Source organism: Nocardia sp. NPDC055002 (genome assembly GCF_053608825.1).
In genome coordinates, this window is sequence record NZ_JBSGWE010000013.1 from 94,532 (window position 1) to 104,490 (window position 9,959).

Sequence of the window (9,959 nt, forward strand, 5' to 3'; positions counted from 1 at the left end):
CATGCTCGAAGTGGTGATGGCGGTAGCGCTGGTGACGATGCTGGTGGTGACGATCGCGGCCGTCGTCTCCGGGCGGACCGGCCGGGGCAGGGCGAACCTCGAACACGGGTCGCTCTACGTGACCGGTGTCAGCCCGCTGCCCGCGATGACCGGTGAGCACTACGTGACGATCACCGGCACCGTCACCGGCCCGTCGATCACCGGCAAGGTCGTCTACCGCCGCTTCGCCTGGGACGCCGCACACTGGCCCGCACCCGGCGACCACCTCGCCGTGGCCTACCCACCGCACAATCCCGACGACTGGCACACCGAGCACCCCGGCTTGCGCCCCTACCTCGGCTCCTGAGCGACCTCACCGTCCTCGCCGGGCATGGGTGAGTCGGAGCTCACAAGCGTCCGGATGGGACCATTCGGGGATGCACGGTACCGACGACCAGACCACCGGACTTCTGATCCGGCCCGCCCACCCCGACGAATACGACGCGGTCGCCGCGCTGACCGTCGAGGTGTACGTGGGCGACGGCTATGTCGCCGACGGGGACGACTACGTGCGCGAACTCGCCGACGTACCGCACCGGGCCGCCGAGGCCGAGGTCCTCGTGGCCGTGCACGACGGGGAGGTAGTCGGCTCGCTCACGGTCGCGAAGCCCGGCACGCCCTACGCGGAGATCGCTCAGCCCGGCGAACTCGAGTTCCGGATGCTCGCGGTGTCGAAGCGGGCCCGCGGACTCGGCGTCGGCACCGCACTGGTTCGCGCCGTCGTCGACGAGGCGCGATCAGGCGGTTTCGACGCGGTCGCGCTCACCACGATGTTCTCGATGGTCGACGCGCACCGGCTGTACGAGCGCCTGGGCTTTGTCGGTGTCCCCGAACGTGATTGGGCCACCCACGACGGACTGCAGCTGTTCGTGATGCGGCTCGCGCTGCGCTGACCCGATCAGTTCAGCACGGTGGCGACGATGCCGGCGAGGTAGCCGAGCCGCGCCACTTCCGACGGGCGGAAGTCGGGCCCACCGGGGCGACCGAGGAGCAGTGCCCGGCCGGTGTTGCCCAGCGGTGCGGCGGCGAGCTTGGTGTCCATGTCGCGCCAGATCTCCGGCACCCATTCGGCCTCACCGTCGAGCCACATCGGCTTCTCGATGGGCATCCACGGGGCCGAACCCGCTTGTGTCTCAGGGGCGCTCGGGCTGCCGACGATGCGGTAGGCGCCTGCCGGGCCGAGGCCGATGATCGTGGACCAGCCGACGCGCAGCACCCGCGGGCAGCCGTCGACGAGCACCTGGAGCCGGTCGTCGCGAGCGCTGGCGACCTGGTCGATCAGCTCGAGCTCGCGGTGGGTGTCGAGCACGCCGGAGTACGGGCGGATGGAGTCGACGCTCACATCGCGCACCGATTCCGCGGCGGTGATGAGGGTGTCGGGAAGTGCGCCCGTGGGGACTTCGACGACGAGATCGTCGATCGCGAAGCCGGCGCCGCGTTCCACGACATCGAGCGAGAGAATGTCCGCGCCGACCCCGCCGAGGGCGAGTGCGAGGGAGCCGAGGCTTCCCGGTCGATCCGGAAGTTGCACGCGGAGCAGGTATGACACGTGCGTTCCTTTCCATAACGGCCGGGGTTGTTCGAGACGAATACCCGGTGAAGCAATACTTACACCCCTGAACGCGGGTTCTCGACCCGAAGTATGACCCCATCGGCGCGACATGCGCGAACTTTCGTGTGCGGCGGGTGCGTCCGAGCTGCGGGGACGGGCGCGTAAAAACCTCTGGGCCCCGCCAATTAGGCTGTACCGAATACTGCCCACCGAAGCCGAAAGGGGTCCCGCGGTGCCCGCAATCTCCCGCGACGAGGTCGCTCACCTCGCCCGGCTGTCCCGGCTGGCGTTGACCGACGCCGAACTCGACCAGTTCGCCGGTCAGCTGGATTCGATCCTCAGCCACGTGCAGACCATCACCGAGGTCGCCGCCGACGTCCCCGCCACCGCGTCGCCGAATCCGACGACCAATGTGACCAGGCCCGATGTGGTCACGCCCGGCCTCACCCCCGAGCAGGCGCTGGACCAGGCGCCCGCCGTGGAAGAACAGCGTTTCCTGGTCCCGCAGATCCTGGGAGAGGGCGAATGACGGAGTTGACGCAGCTGTCGGCTGCGGAGCTGGCGAGCAAGATCCACGGCGGCGAGGTGTCCTCCACCGAGGTCACCCAGGCGCACCTGGATCGCATCGGCAAGGTAGACGGTGAGCTCAACGCCTTCCTGCACGTGGCGGGCGACGAGGCCCTCGCCGCGGCCGCCGTGGTCGACGCCGCGCTCGCCGCGGGCGAAACGCCCGCCTCGTCGCTGGCGGGAGTTCCGTTGGCGCTCAAGGACGTTTTCACCACCACCGACATGCCGACCACCTGTGCCTCGAAGATCCTCGAGGGCTGGATGTCGCCGTACGACGCGACGGTCACCGCCCGGCTGCGGGCCGCGGGCATCCCGATTCTCGGCAAGACCAACATGGACGAGTTCGCGATGGGCTCCTCCACCGAGAACTCCGCCTACGGTCCCACCCGCAACCCGTGGGACACCACCCGCATCCCTGGTGGTTCCGGTGGCGGTTCGGCGGCGGCCCTGGCCTCGTTCCAGGCACCGCTGGCGATCGGTACCGACACCGGTGGCTCGATTCGTCAGCCCGCCGCGGTCACCGCGACGGTCGGGGTGAAGCCTACCTACGGCACCGTCTCGCGCTACGGCCTGATCGCGTGCGCGTCGTCGCTGGATCAGGGTGGTCCGTGTGGTCGCACCGTGCTCGACACCGCGCTGCTGCACGAGGTGATCGCCGGGCACGATCCGCGCGACTCCACCTCGCGCAATGTTCCGGTGGCGCCGGTGGTGGCCGCCGCCAAGCAGGGCGCCAACGGTGACCTGACGGGCGTGCGCGTCGGCGTGGTGCGCGAATTGCATTCCGACAGTTACCAATCCGGCGTCATCGCCTCCTTCGACGCCGCCGTCGCGGTGCTGAAGGAACTGGGCGCCGAGGTGGTCGAGGTGTCGTGCCCCAGCTTCGAGTACGCGCTGTCGTCGTACTACCTGGTGATGCCGTCGGAGGTGTCGTCGAACCTGGCGCGCTTCGACGCCATGCGCTACGGCCTGCGCGTCGGTGACGACGGCAGCCACAGCGCCGACCAGGTGATGTCGCTGACCCGTGAGGCCGGTTTCGGCCCGGAGGTCAAGCGCCGCATCATGATCGGCACCTACGCGCTGTCGGCGGGCTACTACGACGCCTACTACGGCCAGGCGCTCAAGGTCCGCACGATGATCGCGCGCGACTTCGACGCCGCCTACGAGCAGGTCGACGTGCTCGTCTCGCCGACCAGCCCGTTCACGCCGTGGAAGCTGGGCGAGAAGGTCGACGACCCGCTGGCCATGTACCTGTCGGACCTGTGCACCCTGCCGACCAACCTGGCGGGTCACCCCGGCATGTCGGTGCCGTCGGGTCTGTCGGCCGACGACAACCTGCCGGTGGGTCTGCAGATCATGGCCCCCGCGCTGGCCGACGACCGCCTGTACCGGGTGGGCGCGGCCTACGAGGTGGCTCGTGGCGCGCTGCCGACCCCGAGCGCGGTCTGAGAAATTCCCCGAGCGGGGCGCGCTGGTTCGAAAGAGCCGGGCGCGCCCCGTTTTTGGTGAGTCGCGGCCGGGGGTTGCCGTGCAGGCGGCCGCCTCGGTGTGGGCCTGGCGGTACCCGAACGAGTGCGCTCAGGCCACCGCGCGCTGGCCGACGCCCGCTGTCATCGCGGTGAAGCCGGCTCGCAGATCCTTGCCGAGCGCCAACTTCACCACGGGGCTGAACCAGCCGGCCAGGGTGAACCGGGACTCGTAGCGGCACCGGTCGGGGCCGAGGGGGACGACGGTGTGCGAGCGCAGGCTGTGCAGCGCGCCCAGCGGCACCGGCTTCATGGTGTAGCTGAACTCGACGCCCGGGGTGTGGCTGCGGATCCATTCCCGCTGTGGACGGCGGTTGCTGCCCAGCTGGACCCGCATGTCGATGGTCGAGCCCGGTTCCAGCGTGCTCGACGCCTCGTAGCAGAAGGTGTTCCACTCGCCGTAGCGCTCGAAATCTGTGAGCACCTCCCACACCTTCGCGGCGGGGGCGTCGATCTCGATCGTTTCGTCGATGACTAGAGACATGTGTGAAAACTAGGACATGTTCTAGTTTTCGGCAACCGCATCAGACGAAGCGCCGGCGGAACTTGCGCAGCGCGTCGATGATCACGGCCGAAGCCGCCGTCACCGCGAACAAGCCGAGAACGGTGCGGGCGAGCGGCCAGAGGTTGGGCCGGTCAGCCGGGTCGGTCTGGGCGAAGACGTTCTCGACCACCGGTGCGCCGTACTCCTGACGTCGCGAGTTCACGTCCACGGCGGTGAACGCGATATCGGCCATCACGCCGCAGCGAGCACGGGAGAACTCGTCGTCGCGCTGCTGACACGAGGCGTGGATACGCCGGTTCAGCGCCGCGTCCACCGAGCGGCGCGCCCACCCGCCGAGGGGTTCGTCGACCCGCTCGGCATAGCGCAGCACGTCGTAGCCCAGGTCGTGCGCCTTACACGCCGACTCGAACTCGGCGGGCAGCGTCACCGGTGAGGAGCAGCCACCGTTCGGGTTCACCAGCAAGCCGTCCAGCTGGACGGGGTCGTAACCGAACTTGTAGCCGAAATCGCGGGGGATGAGCGAGGTGGCGTCCGGGCTGTCGTCGATGAGCGCGCGCACCGCGGCGGCGGCCGCGACGTTCTCGCTGCCGGTCGGGGTCGTACCGCCCATGGCGCCCGGTGCCGACATGACCACGGCGGCGGCCATGGCCAGCCCGGCCGTGCACAGCGCGACACCGCTACGACGGCGGTGCTGCGCGGAATCGGGGGACGGCGCGGAGGCGGCGGAATCTGCGGTACGGGCCCGAGCGGCGGCGGGTACCGGGCGAAGCGGGGTGTTCATGGCCTCCGACGGTAAGGAGCGGGTCACGCGGCGGGCATCCCGCTACGGACTTGTTTATCGGGGCGCGCGGGTGGCAGGCCCGGCGCCGGGGTCACACCAGGGTAGGGGGTCGTATTCGGTTCGTGGGTATGAGGTCCGCTGACCGGACGGTTCGTAGGCTCACTGTCATGACCGCACCACTGCGCCCCGCCGCGCGAGGAATACCCGCGCGCACCTGGTTCGACTTCGCAACGGTGCTGGTCGCGCTGATTTTGTACAGCATCGCGTGGCCGACGTTGTTCGTCACCCACGAGGTCTCGCCGGTCACCGCGCCGCTGCTGTCGGCGCTGGCGGCCTTTCCCATCCTGTTCGTGCGGGTCAACCCGGCGATGGGGTGGGCGATCTCCGCCGGGGCCGCGCTGCTGTTCTCGATCGGCATGCAGCCGGGCGCCGACAACGATCTGCCCTTCCAGGTCGTGCACATCATCGTGCTGTTCGTGCTGTTGTTCGCGGTGGCGTTGCGGGCCGCGGTGCCGATCGTGGTCGTCGCCTGGGCGGCCACCTCGATGCTGTTCGCCACGACGATGCCCGGCTCGGACACCGGTCCGCTGTGGGGCTGGGCGATGGGGTTCGGCGCGCTGGCGCTGTTCGGCTATCTCGTGCGGATCCTGCTGGCCTCGCGGCGCAAGCTCGAGCGGCAGGAAGAGGTGACCGAGCTCGAGCGCGCGCGCCGGGCGATCCTCGAGGAGAAGGCGCGCATCGCCCGTGACCTGCACGATGTGGTCGCCCATCACATGTCCATGGTGGTGGTGCAGGCGCAGACCGCGCCGTACCGGATCACCGACCTCGACGCCGCCTCACGCGCCGAGTTCGAGTCGATCGGCGCCACCGCCCGCACCGCGCTCAACGAGATCCGCGGCCTGCTCGGGGTGTTGCGCAGTGATGGCCAGCTGCCCGAACACGCGCCGCAGCCGCGCGCCTCGGACGTGCCCGCCCTCTGCGCGTCGGCCCTGCGTGCGGGTCTGCCCGTCGACTGGACGGTGACCGGGGATCTGGAATCGGTGCCGGAGACGACCGGGCTCGTCGTCTATCGGGTGGTGCAGGAGTCGATGGCCAACTGCGCGCGGCACGCACCGGGTGCCGCGGTGCACGTCGCGGTGGCGGTGGGCCCCGGCGAGGTGAGCGTGACCGTGCACAACGCGGCGACCGCCACGGTGCCCCAGCCCGGTGCGGGCGGTGGGCACGGCATCGAGGGCATGCGCACCCGCGTTGTCGCGGTCGGCGGTGAGCTCCACGCGGCGCCCACGCTCAGCGGCGGATTCGAGGTCTCGGTGACACTGCCCACCCACTAGGGTGGTCGGGTGGCTATTACCGTTTTGATCGCCGACGACCAGGCGATGGTGCGCCAGGGTTTCGGCGCCCTGCTGGGTGCGCAGACCGATATCAGCGTCGTCGGCGACGCACCCGACGGGAAGGTGGCGGTGGCCGAAGCCAAGCGGCTGCGTCCCGACGTGGTGCTGATGGATGTGCGGATGCCGGAGATGAACGGCCTCGATGCCGCCCGCGCGATCCTCACCGCGAATCTCGACCCGCCGGTGCGGGTGCTCATGCTCACCACCTTCGACATCGACGACTACGTCTACGAGGCGCTGAGCATCGGCGCGAGCGGGTTCCTGCTCAAGGACGCGCCCGCCGAGGAATTGGTGCGCGCGGTGCGGGTGGTGGCCGACGGTGAGGCGCTGCTCGCGCCGACGATCACCCGCAGGCTCATCGCCGACGTCACCCGCAGGCGCAATACCGTGCGTACCGCCCCCGCGCCCGCGCTCGGCACCCTCACCCCGCGCGAACGCGAGGTCCTCGAACTGGTGGCCAAGGGGCTGTCGAACACCGAGATCGCCGCGGCACTGTTCGTGGCCGAGCAGACCGTGAAAACCCATGTCTCCAAGGTCTTCTCGAAGCTCGGGCTGCGCGACCGCGCCCAGGCGGTGGTCCTGGCGTATGAATCCGGCCTGGTCGTTCCCGGCTGAGCCGGTACGCTCAGCGCGGGCAGACGCCGCCGCGCAAGTTCGGAAGGTGCCGAGCCAGCAGCAGCGCCATCCGGTCGAGCAGCGCGGTGGTGTCGTCGAACGAACCCGAATCGGCTTGTGCCGCAAGGGCTACCGCGAGCTGACCGCTGCCCACGGGCACCAGTCCGAACTGACGCACGGTGTAGACCCCGGTGACGTCGTCGGGACCCCAGCCACCCTTGAACTCGGTATCGTCCAGCAAGCCGAGACCCCACCCCTGATCCTCGGTGATCTCACCCATCAGCGAGGTGACGACCTCGGCCTGCGGCAGGCACGGCAGCCGCGACGCGAACCGCACCTGGTTGGCCAGCGACCATTCGGTGCCGCCGAAGGAGGTGCCGTCGAGTTCGGTGCGGGTGCCCGACTTGCCGGTGGCCGCGTCGCCCGCCTCGTCGAGGATCTGCTGCACGGCGTCGGCGGCTTCCGGTGCGTCACCGAGGGATTCCCACAGGCCTTCGGCGGCGTCGTTGTCCGACACCGTGATCGCGGCCTCCACCATCTCGAAGATCGACTGGTCGGAGTCGTGGCGCAACGCGGCGACCGCGAGCGGGATCTTGATCGTGGACCAGGCAATGCCGGTGGTCCAGTCGCCGTAGATCGTCATCCGGCCGCCGCCGACCGGCATCAAGGCCATGCCGACCTGGCCCGGCAGCTTCGACTGCAAGAGGGTGAACTCCGCGGCCAGCGAATCGGGCAGCCCGATGGACAGGCCGGGATGCCAGGCGTCTTCGCTGTTGACGGTGACCGTGGGCGCGCTCACCGCCGTCGGGGTGCCCGGCGTGGCACACGAGGTGGACAGTGCGGCAGATGCCAGCACCCCACAGAGCAGCAGCCTGCGACAGGCAGCCGCCGTTCCGGTCGACTTCACCACCGAATCCTCCCCACCACCCATTGCGCGTGCTCCGGCGGTGCAAACTTCTCGTCGAACGCGTCCGGTCACACCCGGACGACTGTTAGCAAGTTTCACCGATTTTCGGCGAGAATTCGAATGAACGTGGTCACACGGTCGGAAGGGGGTCGTAGTGCACGACATCGGTGAGGTGTTCGCGGGGTTCACCATCGAGGCGATGCTGGGCCAGGGCGGCATGGGCACGGTGTATCTGGCCCGGCATCCGCGCCTGGACCGGCTCACCGCGCTCAAGCTGCTCAACCGGGATCTGTTCGCCGACGAGCGCGTTCGCGCGCGGTTCGAACGGGAGGCCGATCTCGCCGCCGGGCTCGACCATCCCGGCATCGTCACCGTCTTCGACCGGGGGACCGAGGGCGAACAACTCTGGATCAGCATGCAGTACGTCGACGGGATCGACGCCGCGACGGTCGACCCGATGGCGCTGCCGCCCGAGCGGGCCGTGCAGATCATCGAAGGGGTCGCCGACGCGCTGGACTACGCGCACGGCAGGGGAGTGCTGCACCGAGATGTGAAGCCCGCCAACATCTTGCTGGCCCGCTCCACCGGCGGCCAGGGCGAGCGGGTCTTCCTCACCGACTTCGGTATCGCCCGTCTCCGCGCCGACTCCACCCACCTCACCCAGCAGGGAATGTTCACCGCGACACTGGCTTACGCGTCGCCGGAGCAGATGACCGGCGCCGAACTCGACCATCGCTCCGACCAGTACTCGCTGGCGTGTTCGCTGTACTGGTTGTTCACCGGACTGGCGCCCTTCGACTCCGCCGATCCGAACGAGATCATCCGCGGCACCCTCTACGCCGCGCCCCCGCCCCTGGCGCTGCGTCGCGCGGGTCTGCCGCCGATCATGGACGCCGTCCTCGCCGCCGCGATGGCGAAACATCCTGCGGCACGGTTCGATTCCTGCGCGGCGTTCGCCAAGGCGGCCCGCCAGGCGCTGACCTCCAAGACCCCACCGGTCCTGCCACGCCCGCCCGCGAACCCGATGCCGGGTTACTACCCGCCCGCCCCGCAGCAAGGACCTGCCGCGCCTTACGCGCCGCCCGGTATGGCACAGCCCGGGTACCCGGGTCCCCCCGGACAACCTGCGCCACAACCTCATTGGCAACCGCCCTCGCGGCCTTTCGGAGCTGTCCCGCCGGTCGCCCCGCGCCCGGCCGCGCCCAGCGGTGCGGTGCCGCCCGGCGAAGTACCTCCGGTGGTCCAGCGTCCGGCCGCGAGTCCCGCTGCCGGACAGCCGAATGCGCGCCGACCCGCGCCCGTGCCTGGTGCGGCGCCCATGGCTGCCGCTGCGCCTGCGGTCGCGGCCTCGGCTGCCGTGCCGCCATCCGCGGGCGTGCAGCCCCCCGCGCCGGGCGTCGCCGAAGCTGGGGCCGCGCCCGTGGGCGATGCCGGAATATCTGCCAGCCCAGTGTCTCTCGACAAGCCGTCATCCACGGCGGCTCGATCGGATAGCGACGCAGCGACCGGCGGTGCGGAGTCCGGCGAGGTATCGGCCACTGCGGCAACCGATGTCGTATCGATGCGCGACGCGGGCGAGCTGGACGCGGCGAACGCGGCAGCCCTGACCGAGGTGACGTCGATCGCTGAGGCCTCGAACACGGCCCCAGCCGGGCCTGTGGCGCGGGAGGGGGCCGCAGGGCAGTTCAGCCAGCCGGGACAGCCTGGCAGCGCAGCACAGAGCAATGCGAGTCAACCGGGCAATGCGGGTCAGCTGAGCAATGCGGGTCAGCTGAGCAATGCGGGTCAGCCGAGTAGCGCGGGTCAGCCGAGTAGCGCGGGTCAACCGAGTAACGCGGGTCAACCGAGTAACGCGGGTCAGCTGAGCAATGCGGGTCAGCCGAGCATTGCCGGTCAGCCGAGCATTGCCGGTCAGCCGAGCATTGCGGGTCAGCCGGGCAGCCCAGGCCAGCCTGGTGGTGCGGGGCAGCCGGGTGGCGCGGGGCCTCAGGTAGACGCGGGCCAGTCGGCGGCGGCGGGGCAGTCGGGTGGCCCGGTCATGCCGGGTGGTGCGGGGCAGCAGCACGGGCCCCCGCGGCC

At 70.0% G+C, this 9,959-nt stretch carries 11 protein-coding genes; 7 read left to right on the forward strand and 4 right to left on the reverse strand.

Translation table 11 applies throughout. The features are described from left to right. The first annotated feature begins 1 nt into the window (after window position 1). Both ACWF99_RS32660 and ACWF99_RS32665 read left to right on the forward strand, forming a co-directional pair. Window positions 2–346, forward strand: coding sequence for a hypothetical protein (locus ACWF99_RS32660; RefSeq protein ID WP_378633340.1), 345 nt, complete (start codon window positions 2–4; stop codon window positions 344–346). Window positions 347–416: 70 nt separating this feature from the next. After that, complete coding sequence (locus ACWF99_RS32665; protein WP_378633343.1) at window positions 417–932, forward strand: GNAT family N-acetyltransferase; 516 nt, start codon at window positions 417–419, stop codon at window positions 930–932. A gap of 5 nt (window positions 933–937) precedes the next feature. Here the strand turns inward: ACWF99_RS32665 and ACWF99_RS32670 are convergent, their stop codons facing one another. Further along, window positions 938–1,588, reverse strand: coding sequence for an ACT domain-containing protein (locus ACWF99_RS32670; RefSeq protein WP_358105186.1), 651 nt, complete (start codon window positions 1,586–1,588; stop codon window positions 938–940). Window positions 1,589–1,823: 235 nt separating this feature from the next. Here ACWF99_RS32670 and gatC point away from each other — a divergent pair, with 235 nt between their 5' ends. Further along, the gene (gene gatC, locus ACWF99_RS32675) at window positions 1,824–2,120 is read left to right on the forward strand and encodes an Asp-tRNA(Asn)/Glu-tRNA(Gln) amidotransferase subunit GatC (RefSeq protein WP_101466314.1); all 297 of its coding nucleotides are present in this window, start codon (window positions 1,824–1,826) and stop codon (window positions 2,118–2,120) included. After that, window positions 2,117–3,604 carry an Asp-tRNA(Asn)/Glu-tRNA(Gln) amidotransferase subunit GatA gene (gene gatA, locus ACWF99_RS32680; RefSeq protein WP_378633346.1) on the forward strand — a complete coding sequence of 496 codons (1,488 nt, stop codon included), beginning with the start codon at window positions 2,117–2,119 and terminating at the stop codon, window positions 3,602–3,604. The genes gatC and gatA overlap by 4 nt, the downstream gene beginning before the upstream one ends. Before the next feature lie 129 nt (window positions 3,605–3,733). On the opposite strand, the gene ACWF99_RS32685 is transcribed toward gatA, so the two are convergent. Then, window positions 3,734–4,165, reverse strand: a complete 432-nt coding sequence (locus ACWF99_RS32685) for an SRPBCC family protein (RefSeq protein ID WP_452538276.1) — start codon at window positions 4,163–4,165, stop codon at window positions 3,734–3,736. 40 nt (window positions 4,166–4,205) lie between these two features. Beyond that, entirely contained in the window at window positions 4,206–4,967 is a 762-nt protein-coding gene (locus tag ACWF99_RS32690) for a hypothetical protein (protein WP_378633350.1), read from the reverse strand. Window positions 4,968–5,134: 167 nt separating this feature from the next. Between ACWF99_RS32690 and ACWF99_RS32695 the strand changes: the two genes are divergently transcribed. Then, entirely contained in the window at window positions 5,135–6,298 is a 1,164-nt protein-coding gene (locus ACWF99_RS32695; RefSeq protein WP_452538277.1) for a sensor histidine kinase, read from the forward strand. A 9-nt stretch (window positions 6,299–6,307) separates the two neighbouring features. After that, complete coding sequence (locus tag ACWF99_RS32700) at window positions 6,308–6,973, forward strand: response regulator (RefSeq protein ID WP_378633355.1); 666 nt, start codon at window positions 6,308–6,310, stop codon at window positions 6,971–6,973. 10 nt (window positions 6,974–6,983) lie between these two features. Here ACWF99_RS32700 and ACWF99_RS32705 read toward each other — a convergent pair whose 3' ends face one another. After that, the gene (locus tag ACWF99_RS32705) at window positions 6,984–7,880 is read right to left on the reverse strand and encodes a serine hydrolase (RefSeq protein ID WP_378633358.1); all 897 of its coding nucleotides are present in this window, start codon (window positions 7,878–7,880) and stop codon (window positions 6,984–6,986) included. A 154-nt stretch (window positions 7,881–8,034) separates the two neighbouring features. Here ACWF99_RS32705 and ACWF99_RS32710 point away from each other — a divergent pair. After that, window positions 8,035–9,959, forward strand: a 1,925-nt coding sequence (locus ACWF99_RS32710; RefSeq protein WP_452538278.1) for a protein kinase domain-containing protein, incomplete at its 3' end; no start/stop codon positions are given.